The organism is Sphingopyxis indica, from assembly GCF_032879645.1.
GTDB lineage: Bacteria > Pseudomonadota > Alphaproteobacteria > Sphingomonadales > Sphingomonadaceae > Sphingopyxis > Sphingopyxis indica.
In genome coordinates, this window is the sequence record NZ_CP076394.1 from 2,581,730 (window position 1) to 2,605,330 (window position 23,601).

At 68.0% G+C, this 23,601-nt stretch carries 20 protein-coding genes; 6 read left to right on the forward strand and 14 right to left on the reverse strand.

Annotation, left to right across the window (positions count from 1 at the left end; all coding sequences use genetic code 11):
• The first annotated feature begins 17 nt into the window (after window positions 1-17).
• The 3 genes from KNJ79_RS12265 to KNJ79_RS12275 are packed head-to-tail and all read left to right on the forward strand — an operon-like array spanning window position 18 to window position 5,036.
• Window positions 18-2,099 carry an alpha-glucuronidase gene (locus KNJ79_RS12265; RefSeq protein ID WP_317151265.1) on the forward strand — a complete coding sequence of 694 codons (2,082 nt, stop codon included), beginning with the start codon at window positions 18-20 and terminating at the stop codon, window positions 2,097-2,099.
• Window positions 2,100-2,157: 58 nt separating this feature from the next.
• Complete coding sequence (locus KNJ79_RS12270; RefSeq protein ID WP_317151266.1) at window positions 2,158-3,255, forward strand: LacI family DNA-binding transcriptional regulator; 1,098 nt, start codon at window positions 2,158-2,160, stop codon at window positions 3,253-3,255.
• Complete coding sequence (locus tag KNJ79_RS12275; protein ID WP_317151267.1) at window positions 3,252-5,036, forward strand: IlvD/Edd family dehydratase; 1,785 nt, start codon at window positions 3,252-3,254, stop codon at window positions 5,034-5,036. The genes KNJ79_RS12270 and KNJ79_RS12275 overlap by 4 nt, the downstream gene beginning before the upstream one ends.
• Before the next feature lie 152 nt (window positions 5,037-5,188).
• On the opposite strand, the gene KNJ79_RS12280 is transcribed toward KNJ79_RS12275, so the two are convergent.
• The 5 genes from KNJ79_RS12280 to KNJ79_RS12300 are packed head-to-tail and all read right to left on the reverse strand — an operon-like array spanning window position 5,189 to window position 11,330.
• Window positions 5,189-7,096 (reverse strand): sialate O-acetylesterase, encoded by a 1,908-nt coding sequence (locus tag KNJ79_RS12280; RefSeq protein WP_317151268.1) that lies wholly within the window; start codon window positions 7,094-7,096, stop codon window positions 5,189-5,191.
• Window positions 7,093-7,980, reverse strand: a complete 888-nt coding sequence (locus KNJ79_RS12285) for an SMP-30/gluconolactonase/LRE family protein (RefSeq protein ID WP_317151269.1) — start codon at window positions 7,978-7,980, stop codon at window positions 7,093-7,095. Before KNJ79_RS12285 ends, KNJ79_RS12280 begins: the two co-directional genes overlap by 4 nt.
• Window positions 7,971-8,756: an SDR family NAD(P)-dependent oxidoreductase gene (locus KNJ79_RS12290; protein WP_089216448.1), complete on the reverse strand. Its 786-nt coding sequence runs from the start codon at window positions 8,754-8,756 to the stop codon at window positions 7,971-7,973. The genes KNJ79_RS12285 and KNJ79_RS12290 overlap by 10 nt, the downstream gene beginning before the upstream one ends.
• A 5-nt stretch (window positions 8,757-8,761) precedes the next feature.
• A complete protein-coding gene (locus KNJ79_RS12295) occupies window positions 8,762-10,198 on the reverse strand; it encodes an aldehyde dehydrogenase family protein (RefSeq protein WP_317151270.1) in 1,437 nt (478 codons plus the stop codon).
• Between the two features lie 7 nt (window positions 10,199-10,205).
• Window positions 10,206-11,330, reverse strand: coding sequence for a fumarylacetoacetate hydrolase family protein (locus KNJ79_RS12300; protein WP_317153915.1), 1,125 nt, complete (start codon window positions 11,328-11,330; stop codon window positions 10,206-10,208).
• Window positions 11,331-11,417: 87 nt separating this feature from the next.
• On the opposite strand from KNJ79_RS12300, the gene KNJ79_RS12305 reads away from it, so the two are divergent.
• Entirely contained in the window at window positions 11,418-13,070 is a 1,653-nt protein-coding gene (locus KNJ79_RS12305) for a glycoside hydrolase family 43 protein (protein WP_317151271.1), read from the forward strand.
• 264 nt (window positions 13,071-13,334) lie between these two features.
• Here KNJ79_RS12305 and KNJ79_RS12310 read toward each other — a convergent pair whose 3' ends face one another.
• The 5 genes from KNJ79_RS12310 to KNJ79_RS12330 all read right to left on the reverse strand — a co-directional run bounded on the left by KNJ79_RS12310 (window position 13,335) and on the right by KNJ79_RS12330 (window position 17,051).
• Window positions 13,335-13,787: a hypothetical protein gene (locus KNJ79_RS12310; protein WP_317151272.1), complete on the reverse strand. Its 453-nt coding sequence runs from the start codon at window positions 13,785-13,787 to the stop codon at window positions 13,335-13,337.
• A gap of 69 nt (window positions 13,788-13,856) precedes the next feature.
• Window positions 13,857-14,435 carry a carbohydrate binding domain-containing protein gene (locus KNJ79_RS12315; RefSeq protein WP_317151273.1) on the reverse strand — a complete coding sequence of 193 codons (579 nt, stop codon included), beginning with the start codon at window positions 14,433-14,435 and terminating at the stop codon, window positions 13,857-13,859.
• A gap of 19 nt (window positions 14,436-14,454) precedes the next feature.
• Window positions 14,455-15,450 carry a glycoside hydrolase family 5 protein gene (locus KNJ79_RS12320; RefSeq protein WP_317151274.1) on the reverse strand — a complete coding sequence of 332 codons (996 nt, stop codon included), beginning with the start codon at window positions 15,448-15,450 and terminating at the stop codon, window positions 14,455-14,457.
• 7 nt (window positions 15,451-15,457) lie between these two features.
• Entirely contained in the window at window positions 15,458-16,465 is a 1,008-nt protein-coding gene (locus KNJ79_RS12325; RefSeq protein WP_317151275.1) for a cupin-like domain-containing protein, read from the reverse strand.
• Between the two features lie 121 nt (window positions 16,466-16,586).
• Window positions 16,587-17,051 carry an Lrp/AsnC family transcriptional regulator gene (locus KNJ79_RS12330; protein ID WP_317151276.1) on the reverse strand — a complete coding sequence of 155 codons (465 nt, stop codon included), beginning with the start codon at window positions 17,049-17,051 and terminating at the stop codon, window positions 16,587-16,589.
• A gap of 124 nt (window positions 17,052-17,175) precedes the next feature.
• Between KNJ79_RS12330 and KNJ79_RS12335 the strand changes: the two genes are divergently transcribed.
• Window positions 17,176-18,228 (forward strand): Leu/Phe/Val dehydrogenase, encoded by a 1,053-nt coding sequence (locus KNJ79_RS12335; RefSeq protein ID WP_317151277.1) that lies wholly within the window; start codon window positions 17,176-17,178, stop codon window positions 18,226-18,228.
• A gap of 1 nt (window position 18,229) precedes the next feature.
• A complete protein-coding gene (locus tag KNJ79_RS12340) occupies window positions 18,230-18,475 on the forward strand; it encodes a hypothetical protein (RefSeq protein ID WP_317151278.1) in 246 nt (81 codons plus the stop codon).
• Window positions 18,476-18,665: 190 nt separating this feature from the next.
• Here KNJ79_RS12340 and KNJ79_RS12345 read toward each other — a convergent pair whose 3' ends face one another.
• Genes KNJ79_RS12345 through KNJ79_RS12360 form a run of 4 tightly spaced genes read right to left on the reverse strand, consistent with a single transcriptional unit; the run spans window position 18,666 to window position 23,591 of the window.
• Window positions 18,666-19,844, reverse strand: a complete 1,179-nt coding sequence (locus tag KNJ79_RS12345) for a dipeptidase (protein WP_317151279.1) — start codon at window positions 19,842-19,844, stop codon at window positions 18,666-18,668.
• Window positions 19,841-21,418, reverse strand: a complete 1,578-nt coding sequence (locus tag KNJ79_RS12350; RefSeq protein WP_317151280.1) for a serine hydrolase — start codon at window positions 21,416-21,418, stop codon at window positions 19,841-19,843. The genes KNJ79_RS12345 and KNJ79_RS12350 overlap by 4 nt, the downstream gene beginning before the upstream one ends.
• Window positions 21,415-22,554: a YkvI family membrane protein gene (locus tag KNJ79_RS12355; RefSeq protein WP_317151281.1), complete on the reverse strand. Its 1,140-nt coding sequence runs from the start codon at window positions 22,552-22,554 to the stop codon at window positions 21,415-21,417. Before KNJ79_RS12355 ends, KNJ79_RS12350 begins: the two co-directional genes overlap by 4 nt.
• Window positions 22,551-23,591, reverse strand: a complete 1,041-nt coding sequence (locus tag KNJ79_RS12360) for a DUF1611 domain-containing protein (RefSeq protein ID WP_317151282.1) — start codon at window positions 23,589-23,591, stop codon at window positions 22,551-22,553. The genes KNJ79_RS12355 and KNJ79_RS12360 overlap by 4 nt, the downstream gene beginning before the upstream one ends.
• Window positions 23,592-23,601 lie beyond the last annotated feature (10 nt).

The following is a 23,601-nucleotide window of genomic DNA, read 5'->3' on the forward strand; positions in this document are numbered from 1 at the left end:
TTTTTGATAGCGCTACCATGATGAATGGGAGAGGGCTTGTCAATCGCCTCGCGGCGGCGCTCCTTGCGCTGACCCTGCTACCGGCGACCGCCGCACATGCCGAGGACGGCTATGCGCTGTGGCTGCGCTATGCGCCGCTCGGCGGCGACGCGCTGGCGCGGCTTCAAGGCTTTGCCCCGCGCGTCGAGCGGGCGAGCGGGACCACTGGCGGCCCGATGCTCGCCGTGGCCGAGGCCGAACTCGCGCGCGGCCTCACGTCGCTCGGCGCGCCCGCGAAGACCAAAGGCACGATCCGGCTCGACTGCCCGCGCGCCGGCGGCGACGGCGACGGGTCTTTCCATATCCGCGCCGCCGATGCGCGCACGCTGGTGATCGCGGGCGCCGACCATCGCGCCTGCCTGTACGGCGCCTTCGCGCTGCTCCGCGAGCTGTCGCTCGGGCGCGATCCGCGCGCGATCGAACTCGACGAGCGGCCGGCGATGCCGCTCAGGATGCTCGACCATTGGGACAATGTCGACGGCAGCGTCGAGCGCGGCTATGCCGGGCGCTCGATCTTCGACTGGTGGCGCCTGCCCGATCACCTCGACCGGCGGCTGATCGACTATGCGCGCGCCAACGCCTCGATCGGCATCGACGCGGTCGCGGTGAACAATGTCAACGCGCCTGCGATCTTCCTCGAGCCGCGCTTCATCGCGAAGCTTCGACGCATCGCCGATGCGTGGCGGCCCTATGGCATCCGCGTCTTCCTGTCGGCGCGGTTCAGCGCCCCGCGCGACATCGGCGGGCTTGCCACCGCCGACCCGCTCGACCCCGCGGTGCGCCACTGGTGGAAGGCGAAGGCCGACGAAATTTACGCCGCCATTCCCGACTTCGGCGGCTTTCTGGTCAAGGCCAATTCGGAAGGTCAGCCGGGACCGCAGGATTATGGCCGCAGCCACGCCGACGGCGCGAACATGCTCGCGGCGGCGCTGGGGACGCGCGGCACCGTGATCTGGCGCGCCTTCGTCTATTCGGCCGAGGATGCGAGCGACCGTGCGAAACAGGCCTATGCCGACTTCGTGCCGCTCGACGGGCAATTTGCGGACAATGTGATCGTGCAGGTCAAGAACGGCCCGATCGACTTCCAGCCGCGCGAACCCTTTCACCCGATCTTCGGCGCGATGCCGAAAACGCGGCTGATGTTCGAGGGACAGATTACCAAGGAATATCTGGGCTTTTCGACCCACCTCGCCTTCCTCGCGCCCTTGTGGAAAGAGGCGCTGGACGCCGACACCGGACGCGGCGGGACAGTCGCCGGCATGGTGCGCCGCGGCGGCATGGCGGGGGTCGCCAATGTCGGGTCGGATCGCAACTGGACCGGCGGCCATTTCGATCAGGCGAACTGGTATGCCTTCGGCCGCCTTGCCTGGAACCCGTCGCTGGCGAGCGAAGCGGTCGCACGCGAATGGGCGGCGCAGACCTTGGGCCGCGACGCGGGCTTCCTCGATGCGGTGACCGCCATGATGCTCGGCAGCCGGCAGGCGGTGGTCGATTATATGACCCCGCTCGGCCTCGCGCATCAGATGGGGACGAACCATCATTACGGCCCTGCGCCGTGGGTGTGCGACCTTGCGCGCCCCGAGTGGAACCCCTGCTATTACAGCCGCGCCGACGCGCACGGAATCGGCTTCGACCGGACGGCGAGCGGCAGCGACGCGCTCGCCCAATATGCGCCCTCGGTCGCGGACGAATGGCGCGATCCAAAAGCGATGGATGAGGATTATCTGTTGTGGTTCCACCATCTGCCGTGGGACTGGCGCACGCGGTCGGGGCGCAGCCTGTGGGCCGAACTCGTCCACCGCTACGACCGCGGCGTCGCGGCGGTCGATGCGATGGCGGCGACGTGGGATGCGCAGCGCGGCCACGTCGATGCCGAGCGTTTCGCCGACGTCGCGGAGGACCTGAAGGTGCAGCAGCGCGAGGCGCGTTGGTGGCGCGACGCCTCGATCGCCTGGTGGCAATCGCTGAACGGGCTGCCGCTGCCCGCAGGCGTCGCGCCGCCCGCGCACGACATCGACCATTATCGCGCGCTCGCCTTCCCCGAAGCGCCGGGAATCTGATGGTGGGAGCGATAACCCAATGCTTGCCCGCCCCTCGCCGCTGGATTAGGAGCCGCACATGACCAGCGACATCAAGGACAGCGCGCGCCGGACGCGCGTGCGCCATCAGGGGCAGCCGACGATCAACGACGTCGCGCGGCTCGCCAACTGCTCGCCGATGACGGTGAGCCGCGTGATCAACAGCAAGGAAAGCGTGCGCGAGGAAACGCGCCAGCAGGTGCTCGCCGCGATCGCCGAACTCAACTACACGCCGAACCGCGCGGCGCGCAGCCTTGCGGGCGGCGAACAATTGCGCGTCGCGCTGCTCTTCGACAACCCGTCCGCCTCCTATCTCAGCGAGTTTCTGATGGGGGCGCTCGCCGAAGCGACGCGCGGCGACGTGCATCTGGTGGTGCAGAGCTGCCCGACGCTCGCCGATGCGCCGCCGATCATGCGCAACCTGGCCGACGGCGGGATTCAGGGCTTCATCCTGCCGCCGCCGCTGTGCGACGACCAGAGCGTGCTCGACCTCGTCAGCGAACTCGGCGCGGTGGCGGTCGCGGTCGGTCCGGGCAAGGCGACAGGAACGCAGGCGTCGGTGATGATCGACGATTTCCAGGCCGCCTATGACATGACCCGGCATATCATCGACCTGGGCCATAAGAGGATCGGCTTCATCATCGGCAACCCCGAACAGGTCGCGAGCCTGCGCCGCCTGAACGGCTATCGCGCCGCGATGGAGGATGCGGGGCTCGACCTGCCCGCCGAGCTGGTCGTCCAGGGGCGCTTCACCTATCGCTCGGGGCTCGACGGCGCGGAAAAGCTCCTGTCGGTGAAGCCGCGGCCGACCGCGATCTTCGCTTCGAACGACGATATGGCGGCGGCGACGGTCGCGGTCGCGCACCGCCGCCACCTCGACGTGCCGAACGACATCACCGTCTGCGGCTTCGACGACACCGCGATGGCGAGCACGATCTGGCCCGAGTTGACGACGGTGCGCCAGCCGATCCGCGAGATGACCGCCTGGGCGGTGTCGGCGATCGCGACGATCATCCGCAAGAAGCGCGCGGGCGAACGCTTCAAATATGAGCAGAAGACGCTGCCCTACACGCTGGTGCGGCGCGAATCCGATGCGGCGCCCAGCCTTGTGACGCGCGAAGGCATCGAGAAGAAATGACCGAAGCGGCTCCACGTCCCCGGCTGCGCTCGCGCGACTGGTTCGACAATGTGGAGCGAATGGACATGACCGCGCTCTATCTCGAGCGCTTCATGAATTACGGCGTCACGCCCGAGGAACTCCGCTCGGGCAAGCCGATCATCGGCATCGCGCAATCGGGGAGCGACCTTTCCCCCTGCAACCGCATCCACCTCGACCTCGCGAAGCGCACCCGCGACGGCATCCGCGACGCGGGCGGCATCCCGATCGAGTTTCCGGTCCACCCGATCTTCGAGAACTGCCGCCGCCCGACCGCGGCGATCGACCGCAACCTGCTCTACCTCGGGCTCGTCGAGCTTCTGAACGGCTATCCGATCGACGGCGTGGTGCTGACCACCGGCTGCGACAAGACGACGCCGAGCCAGATCATGGCGGCGAGCACCGTCGACATCCCCGCGATCGTGCTCTCGGGCGGGCCGATGCTCGACGGCTGGCACGAGGGCGAGCTCGTCGGGTCGGGCACGGTGATCTGGCGCAGCCGCCGCCTGCTCGCGGCTGGCGAGATCGACGAGGAGGAGTTCCTCCACCGCGCGTGCAGCAGCGCGCCCTCGGCGGGACATTGCAATTCGATGGGCACCGCTTCGACGATGAATGCGGTCGCCGAGGCGCTGGGCATGTCGCTGACCGGCTGCGCGGCGATCCCAGCCCCCTATCGCGAGCGCGGCCAATATGCCTATCGCACCGGTCAGCGCATCGTCGAAATGGTCCGCGAGGATCTGCGCCCCTCGCGCATCCTGACCCGCGACGCCTTCCTCAACGCGATCGCGACGGTCAGCGTGATCGGCGGCTCGTCGAACGCGCAGCCGCATATCGTCGCGATGGCGCGCCACGCCGGGGTCGAGCTAGAACCCGAGGTCTGGCAGGATCATGGCTATGACCTGCCCCTGCTCGTCAATATGCAGCCCGCGGGCCGCTATCTCGGCGAGCGCTTCCACCGCGCCGGCGGCGTCCCCGCGGCGATGTGGGAGCTGCTGCACGCGGGCAAGCTCCGGGGCGAGGCGCTCACCTGCACCGGACGCCGCATCGCGGACAATCTCGACGGCTGCGAAAGCCGCGACCGCGAGATGATCCGCCCCTTCGCCGACCCGCTGATGGAGCGCGCCGGCTTTCTGGTGCTCAAAGGCAATTTGTTCGATTTCGCGATCCTCAAGACCTCGGTGATCTCCGACGCCTTTCGCGCGCGCTACCTGTCGCGGCCGGGCCACGAAGGCGTGTTCGAGGCGCGCGCGATCGTCTTCGACGGCTCGGACGATTATCATCACCGGATCAACGACCCCGCGCTCGCCATCGACGACGACTGCATCCTCGTCATCCGCGGCGCCGGGGTGATCGGCTGGCCCGGATCGGCCGAAGTGGTCAATATGCAGCCCCCCGACGCGATGATCCGTGAAGGAAAGATGTGGCTCCCGACGCTCGGCGACGGGCGCCAGTCGGGCACGTCGGACAGCCCCTCGATCCTCAACGCCTCGCCCGAAAGCGCGGCGGGCGGCGGGCTCGCCTGGCTGCGCACCGGCGACATCATCCGCGTCGACCTCAATGCCGGCACCTGCGACGCGCTGGTCGACGAGGGCGAGATTACGCGGCGCCTCGCCGAAGAGCCCGCGCCGCCGATTCCGGCAAGCGCGACGCCGTGGGAAGAACTCTACCGCGAAAAGACCGGCCAACTCGCGGGCGGCGCGGTGATGGACTTCGCGCTCAAATATCGTGGCACCTCGCGCAAGCTGCCGCGGCACAATCACTGAATTTCAGCGGCCATTATTTCTTCGGCGTTCGTTTCCCGTCATTGCGAGCGAAGCGAAGCAATCCAGTGCTGCGTAAACCGCTCTGGATTGCTTCGCTTCGCTCGCAATGACGAAACCGGGAATGGAACCGCAAGGGGATCAGTGCGCGAACGTCATCGCTCGATCGCGAGCTCGAACCCCGGCACCGGCAGGCCGCGCCCGTCGTGCAGATTGACCACCGGCGCGTCGGCCCAGGCGTGGCGCACGCGCGTCACGGGCTCGCCGTCGGTCGCTATGCGCATCGTATCGCCCGCAAGCGTCGCGAGCGCCCAGCGGCAGCTCTCCTGCGTATCGCCGCACAGCTCGACACCCAGCGGATAGGGCCCGCCATAGGCAACCAGCCCGCCCTCGATCCCGTCGAAGCTCACCATCACCGCGTCGCCCACCAGCCGCGCGCTCTGCGGCATCGGCATCGGCTGGCCCTCGGCGGCCATGGCGAGCCGCTTTCCGAGTATGTTCTTGTTCGCGGGATGGATGTCGCTCGGCTCGCCGATGTCGATCGCGCTGACCAGCGCGGCATTGGCATCGGCGGCGACGCCGTCGAGCTGGGCCTGACGAATTTCCGCCCATCCCGACGCCGCGGGCTGCGCGAGCAATTTGCCATAGTCGGCGAGCTGCACGATCAGCATCCGCGCCTGCGCTCCGAACTGGCGCCGCCAGCCGGCGAACAGCGCTTGCAGCTTCTTGTCGTAACCGGGGTGCCCGACGTCGCTCTCGCCCTGATACCAGGCGACCCCGGCAAGGCGGATGGGGCCGAAGGGCGCGATCATCGCATTATGCATCACGCCGATGCCGGCATTCACGTCCCACGGCGCGCGCGGCGGCTCGCCGGTGACCGCGCCGATCGAATATTGCCAGCCGGTTCCGAGCGGGATGGCCGCCCCCCCGTTGCCCGGCGTGAAGAACAGCCGGTCGGGTCCGGCGAAAAAGCCGCCCGTGTCCCACAAATTGCTCGCCGCGATCAGAATCTCATTGTCGCCGGCGTGCAGATAATCGGCGGGAATGCGATAGGTCCGCTCGACCCCCCAGCCAAAGGTATAGCCGACGGGATGCCCGTTGACGAAGGTCAGGTCGAGGTCGTCGATCGCCCCGATCGACAGGCTTCCGCCCTGCGATGCCTGCTCGGCGGTGAGCGTCACCTTGTTGCGCAGCCACACATTCGCGACCGGCCGGGTGTCGAGCCCGCTCCCCTTCCACGCGTTCCAGAAGGAAATTTCGGGAACCGGCTTCCAGTCGAGCATCGCCGTGTCGGTCCACGGTTCGCGGCCGCCGTCGTGCGTGCGCCACCAGTCGAACCATTGCGGCACGAACGCCTGCGTCGCGGCGAGCGGGTCGCTCGAATAGAGCTTGAGCAGGTCGAGCGCCTTGTCGCCATAGAGCGTCCGCCCGCCCTCGGGAGTCAGCCAGGCGCGCGCCGCGCTGCCGCCCCAGTTCGAATTGATGAGGCCCAGCGGGACGCCGGGGCGATCGGCGCGAAGCTGCTTGCCCATATAGAAGCAGGCGGCCGAAAAATCGCCGACCGTCTCGCTCGTCGCCGCGGTCCACGCCGCCGGCTCGCCAAAGCGCGCCTGCGGCACCGGCGCGGTCACCTTGGGGATCGTCAGCAGCCGGATGCCGTCGTCGGCGGCGCGGTGGCGCTGGTTGAAACTGTCGAGCGCGCGGTCGAACGGCAGTTCCATATTCGACTGCCCCGAACAGAGCCACACGTCGCCGACGAGCAGGTCCGAAGCCGATGCCCCCTCACCCGCCGCATTGGCGACGCGCAGCGTCAGCGGCGCAGCGCTCGCCTTCCGCGCCGGAAAGGTCGCACGGAAATGGCCGTCGGCGTCGGCGCGCACCGACTGCTTCGCGGTGCCCAAGGTGACGGTCAGCGCTTCCTTCGGCGCCGCGCTGCCCTCGATCGCGATCGGCTGATCGCGCTGGATCACCGCATGGTCGGTCCACACCGGCGCGAGTGCCGGCGCGGCGATGGCGGGGGTCGCAAACAGCGCCGCGGCGGCGAGCAGCGACGCGCGGGTCACGCGAGCTTCACCGGCGGCGGCGCGACTCCCGCGACGGGGGCGTCGAACGCGAGCAGGCTGCCCGCCCGCGGCTGCGCCGCCAGTTGCTCGGCGCTCAGGCCTTTTTGCGCCGTCGTGACAAAGATGGTTCGCAAATCCTTCCCTCCAAACGCCAATTTCGTCAGATTCTGCGCGGGCAGCTTGACCGACAGCGTCAGCTCGCCATCGGGCGCGAAGCGCGCGAGATGCCAGCCGTTGTAGAGGCCGGTCCACACATGCCCCTCGGCATCGACCACGGGGCCGTCGGGATAGGCGTCGGCGAAATGCGCCTTCACATCAACGAACAGCCGCGCCTCGCCGACCCCTTCGGGGCCGAGGTCGGCGACGAGGATGCGCTGGCCGACGGTGTCGGTGAAATAGATTTTGCTGCCGTCGGCATTCACCGCCGGTCCGTTGGTAATCGAAATGGCCGACGGCCCCGCGGGCACGATCCGGCCGCGATCGAAGACATAAAAGCGTCCCGACGCCGCATTTTCGGCATCGTCCATCGACCCGAACCACACCCGCCCCCACGGATCGGTGCAGGCATCGTTCAGGCGGTTGTGCGCGGGCTCGCCCGGAACCGCCGCCAGCTTTTCAAAGGTTCGCGCTTCGGGATCAAAGAGATAGAGGCCGTCCTTCAGGCCGCAGAGCAAGCGCCCGTCCTCGGCGGGCAGCGCCCAGCCGATCTGCCCGGGCGCTTCGGCGAAGCTGTTGCTGCCCGTCGCCGGGTCATAATGCCACAGGCGATGGCGCTTGATGTCGACGAACCACAGCACGCCGCGCGCCGCATCCCAGCACGGCCCCTCGCCAAGCAGGCTTTCGGCATCGAGCAGCCGGCGAACCTCGGGCACGATCACCGCCATCCCGCATCGACCCAATAATTATGCGCGGTGCAAAAGCGCGCATCGTCGGACGCGAGGAACAGCGCCATGGCGGCGATGTCGGCGGGCTGGATGCGGCCGTTCAGGCATTGCGACGCGACGATCTCGGCCTCGCCCTCGGGCGAATACCAGCGCTTCTGCCGCTCGGTCTGGACGTTGCCGGGAACGATCGCGTTGACGCGGATATTGTCGCGCCCCAGCTCGCGCGCCAGGCTGCGCGTCAGCCCTTCGATCGCGGCCTTCGCGGTCTGATAGACGATCAGGTCCTCCAGCCCCAGATGCCAGCTGATCGACCCCAGATTGATGATCGACCCGCCGCCCGCGGCCTTCATGTGCGGCACCACCGCCTTCGCCGCAAAGAAATGATGCTTCAGGTTCACCGCCATGCGTTCGTCCCAATAGGCGGGCGTTACCTTTTCGAACTCGTGCCGGTCGTCGTTGCCTGCATTGTTGACCAGCACGTCGCAGCCGCCAAGCTCGCCGATCAGCGCTTCGAGGCACGCGGTATAGCCGTCGAGATCGGTGATGTCGCACGGCGCGAAGCGCGGCGGCATCGCCGCGTCGGCGAACCGCGCGACCAGCGCCTCGCTCGCCGCCGTCTGGACGTCGACGAAGGCGACCGCGGCCCCCTGCGCGACGAAACCCTCGACGATCCCCTCGCCGATTCCCGACCCGCCGCCGCTGACAACCACCCGCTTTCCCGACAGGCTCGGGTAGCGGGCGCCGGCCGGCGGCGCGTCTACAAGCAATTCCGCCATGCCGTTCAATCCCCCTGATAGACGGTTTTGATCTGGGTGTAATATTCGACCGCCGCAAATCCCTGCTCGCGCGGGCCATAGCTCGACGAGCGCGTTCCGCCGAAGGGGACGTGGTAATCGACCCCCGCGGTCGGCAGGTTGATCATCACCATACCGGCGCGGACATTCTTGCGAAAGTCGCGGATATGCTTCGCGCTGTTGGTGACGATCCCCGCCGAGAGGCCGAAATCGCCGCGGTTCGCGACCGCGAGCGCCTCGTCATAATCCCTGACCCGGATCGTCGAGACGACGGGACCGAACACCTCTTCATTGTTGATCCGCATGTCGGGCGCGGTGTCGGCGATCACCGTCGGCTGCATATAATAGCCCGGGCTCGCCGCCTCGACGCGCTCGCCCCCCGCCGCGATCCGCCCGCCCTCGCCGCGCGCGACATCGACATAGCGGAAATTCTGCTCGAGCTGCGCCTCGCTGCTCGCGGGCCCGACCTGCGTATCATCGGAAAGTGCGGGTCCGACCTTCAGCGTCTTCGCGCGCTCGGCGAGCGCGGCGACGAAGCGGTCATGGATGGCGTCCTCGACGATCACCCGGCTCGACGCGGTGCAGCGCTGCCCGGTCTGGAAGAAGCCGCCGTCGGCAGCAATCGCGACCGCCTTGTCGAGATCGGCGTCGGCGAGGACGACGAGCGGATTCTTGCCGCCCATCTCCATCTGCACGCGCTTCTGCTTCGCCATCGCGGCGCTGCCGACCTGCGCGCCCACCGCCTGCGATCCGGTGAAGCTGATCGCCGCAACATCGTCATGGTCGACGAGCGCCCGCCCGACGTCTCCGCGCCCCAGCACGAGATTGAACACGCCCGCCGGCGCCCCCGCCTCGGCGATGATCTCGGTCAGCGCGGTCGCGATCGCGGGCGTGATGTTCGCGGGCTTGAGCACCACACTGTTGCCAAAGGCGAGCGCAGGCGCAGCTTTCCACGCGGGAATCGCGATCGGGAAATTCCACGGCGTGATCAGCCCGACGACGCCGAGCGGCTCGCGATAGGTCGCGACGTCGAGCCCGGGCCGCGTCGATTCGAGCGTCAGCCCGTGGCGGCGCAGCGCCTCTCCCGCGAAATAGCGAAAGATGCGCGCGGCGCGCAGCGTTTCGCCGATCCCCTCGGCGCGCGTCTTGCCTTCCTCGCGCGCCAGCAATTCGCCGATCTCGGCCGAGCGCGCGAACAGCGCTTCGCCGACCTTGTGGAGCAGGTCGGCGCGAACCTCGGGCGATGCCGCCGCCCATCCGGCGAAGGCGTCCGACGCCGCGGCGACCGCACGGTCGACCTCGGCCGCCCCGCCGTCGGGGAAGCGCGCCACGATGTCACCGGTGTCGGAGGGGTTCAGGCTGTCGAGCGAGGCGTCGGCCTTTACCCATTCGCCGCCGATATAATGTCCTAAACTTCGGGTCATAAACTCCTCAAATCCTGTCGATCAATCCGCGCGAGGCGAGATTGCGAATGAAGCCGGCGATGCCCATCTCCCATGCGGGCGCATCGCGCGACGTGGTGACGCTGTTGGTCAGCCGGCCGAGCCGCGGCGCGCTGATGCTCACGCGGTCGCCGACCTTGTGGGTGAACCCCTTGCCCGGCACGTCGCGATCCTGCGTCGGCGCAAAAAGCGTTCCGCAGAACAGCGCGAAGCCGTCGGGGAAATGATGCTCGCTCATCGTCTGGCGTACCAGATCGGCGGGGTCGCGGCTGATCTCGGCCATCTCGTTGGTGCCCTCGAGCAGATAGCCCTCGGGACCTTCGATCGACAATTCCACGGTCGTTCGCCGCACGTCGTCGAGCGTGAATCCATCGTCGAAGAGGCGGATGAACGGGCCGATCGCGCACGACGCATTATTGTCCTTCGCCTTCGACAGAAGCAGCGCCGAGCGCCCCTCGAAATCGCGCAGATTGACGTCGTTGCCCAGCGTCGCGCCGACGATCGCGCCCGCCGGATCGACGATCAGCACGACCTCGGGCTCGGGGTTGTTCCACGTCGAGTCCGACCGCACGCCGATCTCGGCGCCCGCACCGACGGTCGAGAGCACCGGCGATTTGGAGAAGACCTCGGCATCGGGGCCGATCGCAACCTCCAGATATTGCGACCACATATCTTCGGTGATCAGCGCTTCCTTGAGCGCCGCCGCCGCCGCGCTTCCCGGCACCACCGTGCGGATTGCCGAGCCGACCTTTTCCTCGAGCATCGCGCGAATGTCGCCGGCGCGCGCCGAATCGCCGCGCGCGCGCTCCTCGATCACCCGTTCGATCGCCGACAGCGCAAAGGTCACGCCGCACGCCTTCACGCATTGCAGGTCGATCGGCGACAGCAGCCGCCACCCCTCGGGAAGCCCGTCCGCGACGGGGCCGATTTCGCGCCCGCCGGCAAAATGCCTGCGCTCGACCGCGCCGGCGGCCGTCGCCGCCACTTGGGTCAGATCATAGAGATTTCCGTTTCGAATCAACAGCACGACTGGCCCCTCGGGCGCCATCGCTCGGCCGAGGAACAGCCCCTCGGCATAATCGGCCGGCAAGATTTCGACGAGCCCTTGCTGCATATCCTGTCCCAAATCGCTTCTCTTGATAGCGCTACCATAGTAAAGGGGGTGACACGAAGCAAGGGTCCAAAACATGGGGAGAGAGAAATGAAAACATGGTCCGTCCGCTGGGCGCTGTCGGTCGCGGTGCTCGCCGCGGCTCCGGCGATGGCGCAGCCCGAGGCGCGGTTCGAGGACGCGCATTATCGCGCCGCCGCCCTTCCCGCGCCTGCGCCGCAGGGCCAGTTCCGCAACCCGGTCCTCCCCGGCTTTCACCCCGACCCGTCGATCGTCCGCGTCGGCGCCGATTTCTATCTGGTCAATTCGACCTTCGCCTGGTTTCCCGGGGTGCCGGTGTTCCACAGCCGCGACCTCGTCAACTGGCGGCTGATCGGCCATGCGATCGACCGCCCCGCGATGCTCGATTTCAAGGGGATCGGCACCAACCGCGGCATCTTCGCCCCCGCGATCAGCTATCACGACGGCCTCTTTTACATCGTCACGACCTGCATCGAATGCGGCGGCAATTTCTATGTCACCGCGCGCGATCCCGCCGGTCCGTGGTCCGATCCGCACTGGCTCGATTTCGACGGCATCGACCCGTCCTTCTTTTTCGACGATGACGGCAGCGCGTGGCTCGTCAACAACGGCCCGCCCGAAGGGACGCCGCGCTACGAAGGGCATCGCGCGATCTGGATCCAGCGCTTCGACGCAAAGGCGGGGACGCTCACCGGTCCGCGCAAGCTGCTCGTCGATGGCGGCGTCCACCCCGAGGACAATCCGATCTGGGCCGAAGGGCCGCATATCTACAAGGCCGGCGGCGCCTATTATCTGACCGCGGCCGAAGGCGGCACCGCCGATCGTCATTCCCAGACCATCTACCGCGCCGCGCGCCCCGACGGCCCCTATACGCCCGGCCCGGTCAACCCGATCCTCACCCAGCGCGACCTGCCCCCGGACCGCCCCGACCGCGTCGAGGCCACCGGCCACGCCGATCTCGTCGAGCTTCCCGACGGCCGCTGGTGGGGCGCGTTTCTGGCGACGCGCCCCTTTGCCGGGCAATCGACCCTGATGGGGCGCGAGACCTTCCTGCTGCCCGTGCGCTGGGCGGACGGCTGGCCGCGCTTCCTCGATCCAGGCGAAGCCATCCCGCCGCTGGTCGAGCGCCCCGCGCTGCCCGCCGACCCGCCGATCGACCGCAGCGCATGGGACGACGCTTTCGATGCCGCGACGCTTTCGCCCGAATGGATCTGGCTGCGCGGCGCCGACCGCGGCGGCTGGTCGAAGCTGGACGGCGGTGCGCTCGTCCTGCAAGCCCGCCCCGACCCCGCCGGAAGCCTTGGCCAGCCCGCCTTCGTCGGCCGCCGCCTGCGCCACCACGACGCCAGCTTCGAGACCCGACTGCGCTTCACGCCCGAGCGCGACGGCGATTTCGCCGGCTTGCTCGCCTATATGGACGAGGCGCATTTCCTCGCTTTCGGGGTCGAGAAAATCGCGGGCCAGCGCAGGATCGTCGCGCGTCGCCGCATCGCCGAGCGCGAGGACTTGCGCGGCGAAATCGTCGCGTCACGGCCGCTCGGCAGCGGCGACGTCGCGCTGCGGATGACGTTCGAAGACGGCAACGCCGCGCTTGCCTGGCGCACCGGCGACGCATGGCAAACCCTCGCGCCCGCGATCGACGTCGAACCGCTCGCGTCGGTCCATGCCGGGCTGTTCACCGGGCTGGTCGCCGGCCCCTATGCGGTGGCGGCAGCGCGCTGATCCGACGTGCAGTGACGGGGAGCAGAACCATCCGCACGATGGCGAAGCGGCCCAGCGCAGCGCTCGCCAGCGCGTGGCCATCTTTGACCAAACAAGCTGTGTGCTCCCGCGAAGGCGGGAGCCCATCTCCGAACGGCTCTATGTTGAATCGTCGGGAGATGGGTCCCCGCCTTCGCGGGGACACACGATCTTCAACCCCAGGCTCGCTGCCCCTCCGTCAGCGCTTCGCGCTCCCCACGCCTTCGCCGCAGGGAGGATCAGACCTCACTCCACCCTGAACAGATAAACCGGCCCGATATCGACCGCCTGCACCGCCCCCGCGAACTGCAGCGCGACCGTCGCCTGATCCGCCGCCATGTCCTGCGCGACGGTCAGCGGCACGCGGATCAGCTGCCAGCTCGGCCCGACCTTGAACGCCGCGTCACCGAAGCCGTCATAGGGCGGCGCGTTCGTCTGGATGCGGATGCCGACCAGCGCCTTGCCGTCCTCGGTGGCGGCGCTCTCGGTCCGCGCGGCGATCGCGACGAGCAATTTCTCGCCCGCCTTCAGCGCCTCGCCGATCGGGATCGCCGTGCCGACGTCCCAGCGGTTCGCGCCGGCCGCGCGCGTGGTAAAGCGCGTCGCCTTGCCCAGCCAGATCGTCTTGTCGTCGCGCGGCGCCATGCCGCCGTCGGGACCATTATAACCCCAGCGGCGATCGGCGGGATCGTTGATCAACCGCCCGGCCCCTTTCAACAGGTCGGGAACCTCGACCGCCGCCGCCTTGGCCGCTGCCGGCGCCGCCGTTTAGCCGACGATCCGCGGCGCGCCCTTGACCACGATCGCCTGTCCGATCTCCACCAGCTGTTTCGCACCGCCCAGTTGGAGCACCACCTGTCCGGCGCCCTTGCCCAGCTTCACCGTCGCCACGCCGCTCGCTTCGTACCAGCTCCAGTCGGGACCGACCGCGACGGTGCGATCGGCAAAGCCGTCATAGGGGCTCGCATTCTGCTGGACGCGCACGGTGACGACGCCCTTGCCGTCCGGCGTATCGGCCGAAATGGTGCGCGCCCAGAAGCCCACCGTGACCTGCTCGCCCTTCGCGACCGCGGCGGTCAGCGGAAAGCTCGCCGCGATCTCATAGGGATGCGCCGACTTCGCACCGACGCTGAAGCGGATCGCCGCGCCGCCCGCCACCTCGGCCTCGACCCCCTCGCGCTTCAACCCCGCCCCATAACTCGCCCAGTCGAGGCTCGACGGATCGTTGATCAGCTCGCCCGGCAATTGCGCGTCGAGCGCCGCGAGGTCGGCATTCTGCTCCGCCGCCGCGGCCGGAACCGCAGCACAGGCCAGCGCGGCAAGCGCCGGCAGCTTCCAATGACTCATTCCTCTCCTCCCCCAGTTGCTACTCCGCTTCGGGCAATCCCATCGCCGCACGCAGCCCCGGCAGCCATTGCCCCCTCTTCTGATCCCAGAAAGGAAAAGTGTTGGTATAGGCCCAGGCGCAGATGCCGAGGTCGAGCGGCGCGAAGGCGTCGTGGACCGCGCGGTGATATTGGACGCGCTCGGTCAGCGGGATCACCTCATAGGCGCCGGTTTCGCCGATGAAGGGCTTCTTGCCCGTCCGCGCCATATAGCGCTTCACCTTCTCGACATCGGCCGCGAGCCGCTCGGCGTCGGCCTCGGTGCCATATTGGCGGCCCAGCGGCGGCGACGGATCGACCCAGCCCGCGCCCTGATGCGTGAAGTCGAACGGCTCGTAATAATGAAAGGTCGGATAGACGTTGGGGTCATCGGGCAGGTCGAGCGTCGCGAGCGAGTCGATCCCGCTCCAATTCTCGCCGCCGATCACCACCGCGCGCGTCGGGTTCGTCGCGCGGATCGCCGCGAGCGAGGGGGTCAGCGTCGCGAGGAGGTTCGCATTGGTCAGCTTGTCGTGCGGCTCGTTGCTGATCTCGAACCACAGCTTCGCCTCGGGCTTATCGGCAAAGCGCGCCGCGACCTGCTTCCACACCCCGGCAAGCCACGGCGCCGTCCCCGCAGGCTCCTTGTCGAGCGCGTCGAAATGATGGCTGTTGAGAATGACGTTCAGGTCGGCGGCGAGCGCCTGATCGACCACCGCTTCGACGCGGTCCATGAATTTGGGATCGACCGTATAGGGCGGCTTGGCGTCGCTGCGGTGCATCCAGCGCACCGGGATGCGCACGGTGGTGAAGCCCGCGGCGCGGATGCGCTGGAAATCGGCGGCGTCGATGCGCTTGCCATGCGCGCCCTCGCGCATCGTCTCCAGGCTGTTGCCCATGTTGATGCAGGTGCCGACGGGCAGGCCCTTGGCATCCTCAGCGGTCGCGGGCGCGGCGAGCGCGAAGGCGGAAGCAAACAGAAACGCGGATCGAAGCATATTTACCTCATGAGCTGGACAGAACGGTGAGCAGATAGCGGCGGATCATCTCGTCGCGTTCGGCGCTCGCCGGGCCCGCTACGCCCTGCGCGGACGGCGGCAGGTGCGCGGCGGCCTCCCCGGCTTCGTCGCCGAAGACGAAATGGTCGAACCAGGCGCGCCAGCCCTCGCGCTGCGCCGCGGGCAGGTCGCGGATGCTCAGCAGCGCGTGGATCAGCGCGGTGAAGCCGCCGCCGCGTGCGACGTCATTGTGCCAATAGTTGATCAAGATATTCGCGGGCTCGGTCGCCTCGACATGATGCCACCACAAAGTCGGGATATAGATGGCGTCGCCGGGCTCGAGCTCGGCGGTCAGCGCCTGCGCCTCGGCGCGGGCATAGCGCGGATAGCGGTCGTGATCGGGCGCGAGCGGGTCGACCATGCTCACCGGCTGGCCCGCCAGCGTATGGTTGAGCGGGCCGACATAGAGGTCGGGGGTCGCGTCCGGCGGAAACAGGGTGAAGCGCCGCCGGCCGAGCGCGACGGCGGCGAAATTGTCGGAGAGATCGAAATGCGTCGCGACGCGCGTCGCATTGCCCAGCCAGATGCGCGCGGTCACCACCGCATCGTCGCCCAGCAGCGGAAAGCGATGCTCGGCGGCGAAACCCGGCAGATGCGCATCGAGCGCCGCGGCGCCGGCGTAGATCGCAACCGGATCGGCCTGATCGGCGATCTCGATCAAATGCCGCGCGAGCCGCGCGAGCGGTCCCTTGTCGCGCTGAAAATTGAAGCCGCGCAGGTCGGGGCCATAGAAAAAGCGCCCCTTCTCGCTCGCGGGCGCGATCATGATGTCGGCGGGTGCGCCGCTGTCGCGCGCGGCGATCGCGTTCAGCGCGGCGCGCCAGTCGCGGCGGCCGAGCGCGACGATCGGCCAGTCGGCGACGATGCCGCGGATCACCACCGGGCGCCCCGCGGCGCGATAGTCGCGTTCGAAGCGGTCGCGCTCGGCGGCGTCGAGGCTGTCCAGCGGCGTCATGGGCACGCGGCAGCCAACCCGACCAAATTGCGCATCGCGCCTCTCCCCCGGCCCTCATTTCTTGTTGGTAACGCTATCATACGCAGCCGCGTCGGGCTTGCAAGAGGGGGCCGTGAAATGCTCAGCGCAGCGGCAATTCGGTCGTCGACTTGATCTCCGACAGCGCGACCGTCGAGTTGATTTCCTGCACCCCGGGCAGCTTGCTCAGCTGGTCGAAGAAAAAGCGTTCATAGGCGTCGATGTCCTTCGCGACGATACGCAGCATGAAGTCCATCGAGCCCATCAGCACATAGGCGTCGAGCACCTCGGGGAAGGCGCGGATCGCCTCGCTGAACTCGTCGAGGTTGGCGCGGCCGTGCGCGTTCAATTTCACCTGCGCAAAGACATGCGCGTTCAGCCCGACCTTGCGGCGGTCGACCACCGCGACGCGCTTGCGGATATAGCCCTCGCGCTGCAGCCGGTCGATGCGCCGCCAGCACGGCGACTGCGACAGCCCGACCCGCTCGGCGATCTCCGCCGTCGTCAGCCCCGCGTCGCGCTGCAACTCGCGAAGGATCTTCACTTCAAAAGGATCGAGGCCGGTCATTCTGACCTCATATACTTAAATATGTGAAAAATATATCCCCAAACCTTCGCGATATGCGTGAAGTTGAAAAAGATTGTCCTCCCTCCCGGTGCGATAGTGCGCCCACGATCCAAAGGAGGACAATATGGTATCCCGCCCCACCCGCCTGACCCCGCCCGTCGAATGCATTCGCCTGTTCGACGCCGACGCCGGGCTCGACGGTTTCATTGCGATCCACTCGACCGCGCTCGGCCCCGGCGCCGGTGGCTGCCGCTTCTGGACCTATGCCGACACCGACCTCGCGCTCGCCGACGCGCTGCGCCTCGCCGAGGGGATGAGCTACAAGAACGCCCTCGCCGGCCTGCCCTTCGGCGGCGCCAAGGCCGTGCTGCGCAAACCCGCGGGCGGTTTCGACCGCGCCGCGCTGTTCCAGGCTTTCGGTCGCGCGGTCGAAGCGCTCGGCGGGCTCTACGTCACCGCCGAGGATGTCGGCACCTCGGTCGCCGACATGCAGGAGGTCGCGAGCACGACGCGCCACGTCGCGGGCCTGCCCCGCGCCGACGGCCGCGCCGGCGGCGATCCGTCGCCGTGGACCGCGAAGGGCGTGTTCGAAGCGATGCAGGCCGCGGCACATTTCGCGCTCGGCCGCGAGCTTCGGGGGCTGATCGTTGCGGTGCAGGGAACCGGCAACGTCGGCGCCGACCTCTGCCGCCGCCTCGCCGAAGCCGGCGCGAAGCTGGTGATCGCCGATCCCAATCCGGCGCGGCGCGACCGGCTCGCGCATATCCACGGCGCCACCGTCGTGGACGTCGACGACATTGCTGCGGTCGATGCCGACATTTTCGCACCCTGCGCGCTCGGCGGCGCGCTCACCGCCGAAACGGTCCGCGCGATGAAGGCGAAGCTGGTCTGCGGCGCTGCGAACAACCAGCTCGCCAGCCCCGAGGTTGCCGACCTGCTGCTCGCGCGCGGCGTCGTCTATGCGCCCGACTATGTCGTCAACGCCGGCGGCATCATCAACGTGTCGGCCGAATATCTGGGCGAGGACGAACGCGAGGTCGGCGCCCGCGTCTGCGCGATCGCTCCGCGCGTCGTCGCCCTGCTCGACCGCGCCGCCCGCGAAGGCCGCTCGCCCGCGGTCGTCGCCGACGAGATGGCCGAAGAGGTCATCGCGGCCGGTCAGCGCGCGGCGGCCTGAAATGCACCTGTTTCGCATCGACGCGCTCGCCGATCCGCAATCGCTCGCGCGCGTCGCGGGATTCTTCGCCCAGCGATCGATCATTCCGTCAGCCATGACGGCCGCGCGCGACCGCGGCTGGATGCGGATCGAGGTCGCAGTCGCGGGGCTCGCTTCGCATCAGGCGTCGATGATCGCCGCCAAGCTGGGCGAGGCGGTCGCCGTCGCGGCGGTCGAACTCGAAGAGACGATGGAACTCGCCGCCTGAAGCCTCTCCCCTCGATGGGGGAAAGGATAAGCAGCCTTGTCGCAGCGCGGTTAGGCGAGTTGGACGGGGGTGACACCGCGGCCTTGCGCACCGGCGAAACCGCACCCCCCCGCCGCTGCGACTAGCGAACAAGTTCGCAAGTCTCGCTGCCTCCCCCATCGAGGGGGAGGATCAAAACAGCGCCTAGCCCCTATTTCCCCTGCGCCGCCAGAACGCGCAGGATGTTCCCGCTCCACATCTTTTCGAGGTCGGCGTCCGAATAGCCGGCCTGCTTCAGCCGCTCGGTGACCTTGGGCAGCGCGCTGATGTCTTCGATGCCTTTCAGGCCGCCGCCGCCGTCCCAGTCGGCGCCGAAGCAGATATGATCGACGCCGCCGACCTCGATCGCGCGCAGCACCATCTTCATATAATCCTCGAAATCGGCCGCCCACATCTGCTCGCTCTTGTCGAGTTCGCGCCACTGGCGCACCAAATCGGCCTGCTGCGCCTCGGTAAGGTCGCCGATATGCTCATATTCGCCGAACAGCTTCGCGCGCGCGGGCGACATGTTCATCTCGGACATATAGATGGTCGAGATGCACATCGCCCCGCCCTTTTCGGCGAGCTTTTTGAGACGCCCCTCGTCGAGGTTGCGCGGGTGGTCGTGCGCCGAACGCAGGCTCGAGTGCGACAGCAGGATCGGATATTTCGACAGCGCGAGCAGCTGCTCGAACGTCGCGTCGGACGCATGGCTCGCGTCGATGACGATACCGAGCCGGTTCATCTCGGCGACCCATTGCTTGCCGAACGGGCTGAGGCCGTTCCATTTCGGCGTGTCGGTCGCGCTGTCGGCGAACTGGTTGTTGAGCCCGTGGACCGGACCCGCGAGCCGCACCCCCTTGTCGTAGAATTCCTTCAGCAGCGAGAGGTCTTCGCCCAGCGGATAGCTGTTCTCCATCGACTTGAAGGCGATGAGCTTGCCTTCGCGGTTCAGCCGCCGCGCATCCTCGGCAGTGCGCGCGGCGCCGATAACATCGCTATTGTCGGCGATCATCCTGTCGATCTCGTCCGATCGCTTGCGCGCATGCGCAAGCGCGTCGGCATAGCCCTTTGCGGTCAGCGGCCCCTGATCGGTGTAGATGGCGAAGAAACCCCCATCGAGATTGCCGTCCTTCATGCGCGGAATGTCGAGCTGCGACAGGTCGGTCGCGAGTTCGTGGCGATCGGCGAAACTCCAGCCGGCGCGCGAGAAGTTCATCGGCGAATCGAGGTGCGTGTCGAGCGTCAGCAACCGGCTGTGCAGCGGCTCGGCCGGGGCTGGCGCCTTGTCGTTCGCGCTCGAACAGGAGGCGAGCGCTGTCGCGGCGAGCAAAGTCGCGAGCGTCTTCATTTCTTGTCCTCCACGGGCTTCAGGTCGAGGTCCTGATAATCCCAGCTGAAATCGGCGATCTTGCTGACCGGCTTCATCGTCACGCCGGTCACCTTGCCGTCGGCGCCAAGCGCGAAGGTGACATAGGCGGGCTCGATCGCCGGATCGTCGAAGTCGGTGACGAAGCTGTCATATTGCCAGTGCTTGAGCCGTCCGGCCATGCGCGGCGTGGAGGTGAAGTCGATCGTCAGCCCCTTTGCGCCCTCGGCAATTACCACATCGCCGTACCAGGGATCGCGATAGCGCCCCGCATAACCGGCGAGCTTCAGCGACGGACCGGCCTTCGCCGGCGACGCCTTCGCCTGTTTCAGAAACTCGACGCCTCCCGCGAGCCGTGCCTGATACCAATCCTCCCACTTGGTCGTCCAATCGAAGTCGGGCTGGTCCAGATAATGGTCGAGCAGCTCGTAGGTCAGGCCGAGCAACATACCGCTGTCCTCGCTGTTCATCATGATCGCAAAACCCACATTCTTGTCGGGGATCATCACGACGCGGGTGATCGACCCGAAAACGCCGCCGCCATGCTGGATGATGCGGTGACCGCGATAGTCCTGCACCTGCCAGCCGAGCGCATAGGCCTGCTGCGTCGGCTGCGCAGGTTTGAGCGCCTCGGGCAATTCGGTGATCGGCATCGGCGTCACCGGGGTCCACATCTCTTTCGCCTGCTCTTCGCTGAACAGGCGCCCGCCGCCGGGCAGCGCACCGTGCGCGAGCTGGATCTTGAGCCACGCCGCCATGTCGTCGGCGCTGAGCGCCAGCCCGCCCGCGGGCGCGCCATTGCGACCGAGTTCGTCGCGCTCGTCGAGCAGCTGCTGCGGCCCGAGCCCACGCAAGGCGCCCGACAGCCGCGCGTGCGGCCACGAGCGATCGGGGGTGCGGAAGCGGTCTTCGCTGTCGCTCGTCGCATATTGCATCCCGCCGGGGCGCAGCACGCGCTCGCGGATGAAATCCTCCCAGCGCTGGCCGGTGACCTCCTCGATGAGCTGCCCCGCGACCGCATAGAGGATATTGTCATAGGCATAGGCCGAGCGGAAACTCGTCTTGGGCTTGAGATAAGCGACGCGCTCGACCGTCTGCCTGCGCGTCAGATAAGTGCGCGGCACGAACATCAGGTCGCCCTGCCCGAGTCCCAGCCCGCTGCGATGGACGAGCAGATCGCGGATGGTGATCTCCCGCGTCACCCACGGATCGTACATGCGGAACCACGGCATATGCTCGATCACGGGATCGTCCCACGCGATCCTCCCTTCGTCGACGAGCACCGCGAGCGCGGCTGCCGTCATCGCCTTGCCGGTCGATCCGGTCTGGAACAATGTCTGCGCGTCAACCGGCGCGGGATCGCCGAGCTTGCGCACACCCCAGCCGCGCGACAGCGTCGTTTTGCCGTCCTCGACGATCGCGATCGACACGCCGACCGCGCCGATCTTCTGCCGCAGCACTTCGACGCTTTCGCCGATGTCGGCGGGCGGTTCGGCCCAGGCGGGCGTCGACACTGCAAAGAGCAGCGATGCGGCGAGCAGGCGAACGGGTTTCATGAGCGAACCTCCTGTGGTGCGGGCGCGCCTCTCCTGAAGAGGCGCCAGGTGCCGATGCCGAGCAGCGGCACGACGAAGACGGCAAGGAACAGCCAGGCGAGGAAGCGGTAGCCGCTCGCGATCAGCTCGACGAGGCCGACGCGCGCGGCAACGAACATGCAGCCCGCGAGAATTGCGGCCCCGATCAGCGCGCGCGCCGCCGGACCCGGCGCCGCGCGCCCGCGTGCCTCCATCGCCCCTGCGATCCTTTCGTTGATCGCGTGGATCGCGCCCACCCCGCTTTCGAGCAGGGCGGTGAAGATCATCAGCTGGAAGACAAGGTGGAAGCCCGGAACCGCCATTTGGCGCAGCAGGAAGTCTGAGGGCAGCACCTCGTCGCCGATCTCGGGGTAGAAGGCCATCATCGCGACGAAGAACAGGATCGCGGGGAGCATCGTCAGCGGCCCGGCGATTACCCCGGCGATCACGGCGTCGCGCTGGCTGGTCAAGTGACGCAAAACCGGGAGGATCACGACTGCGCCGACGATATTGTAGCTCGCATAGGTGATGCCGCCGGCCATCCAGCCGGCCGGCGGCGGCGGCGCGGCGGCGAAGCCCTGTTCGATCAGGCCGCCGAAGCTGATCAGCGCCAAGATGACGAACATCGCGTATATCGCGTAGATCAGCATCGAGGCATATTGGAACAGACGCTCGACCGCGGCGGTGCCGAAGGCGGTGGTGACGAGGATCGCCGCGGCGAGCAGGATAGAGCCCGCCACCTCGGGCCAGCCGAAGGTCGCGGCGCCGATCGCTCCCGCCGCGGCGCCGAACACGGCGAGAATCAGGATGACGAAGATCAGGTAGGCGCCCTCGAAAAGCACCCAGGCTTGGCCGAGCAAGCCTTTGAAGAAGCTGCGATAATCATAGGCGCCCATCGCGCGTGCGAGCGCGAAGGTCAGCGCGGCGACGATGCTCCAGATCAAGGTCGCGAGCAGCATCCCGGCGAGGCCGCCCCATGGGCCGACGGGCACGAAATATTCGGCGAGCTCGCGCCCCGTCGCATAGCCGCCGCCGATGATGACGGCCTTGAGCGCGAAGCCGGGGAGCAGGAAGCGCTGGAACCAGCTTCCCCCGCCGACGGCTTCGCCGACGCTCATGCGAGGCAGCTGTCGACAAGCGCCGCGAAGGCCTCGCCGCCGCGGATCGGGTCGGCGACGGGCAGGCCCAGTCGCCGGCTCTCGGCGCCGAGCAGCGCTTCGGCCTCGCCCGCGCCCATGCTGGAGGTGTTGAGGCTGACGCCGCCGCAGCGGATCGCCGGATTGGTGCGGCTGCCGAGGCGGATCGTCAGGTCGATCACCTCTTCGATCGTCGGCAGGACGAAATCCTCGAGCCCCAGGATGACCTTGCGCGACGGGTCGTGGCAGACGACGAAGACGTCGGGCTGGCTGCCGTGGAGCAGCCCGAGCGACACGGCGGCATAGGCGGGGTTGAAGAGCGACCCCTGCCCCTCGATCACGTCCCAATGGCCGGGCGCGGCATCGGGGCTGAGGATTTCCGCAGCGCCGGCTTCAAAGTCGGATACGACCGCATCCATCGGAATGCCGCCGCCCGCGATCATGATGCCCGTCTGTCCGGTCGCGCGGAAATCGGCGTCGAGGCCGCGATCGAGGAAGGCGCGGTGCAGCGCCAGTGCGGTATATTTCTTGCCGAGCGCGCAGTCGGTGCCAACGGTCAGGAGCCGCTTGCCGCTGCGCTTGCGCCCGGTGCCGACCGGGATGTCCGGCGGCGGGGTGCGGACGTCGATCAGCCGCCGTCCGGTGCGCCGCGCCGCCTCGGCGAGCGCCGGAACGCTCGCGAGGCGGACGTGGAGGCCGCTGACGATGTCGAGCCCCGCCTCCATCGCCCCGGTCAGCGCCGCGACCCAATTGTCGCCGATCACCCCGCCCTGGTTCGCGACGCCGATCACCAGCGACCGCGCGCCCGCCGCATAGGCCTCGGCGGGCGTCAGCCGCGGCAGTCCCGTGGTGACGGTGCAGCCCGCCACGCCCATCTCCCCCACGCAGCGGTCGGCCGCCCAGTCGGCAAGCCCGAACGCGGTCTTGGCAAAGCTGGGCTCGGTCGTATCGCCGAGGAACAAGAGATAGGGCTGCGGCAGCACCATGGCGTCGGCAAGGCTGCCGATGGGGGCATTCATATCGTCCACT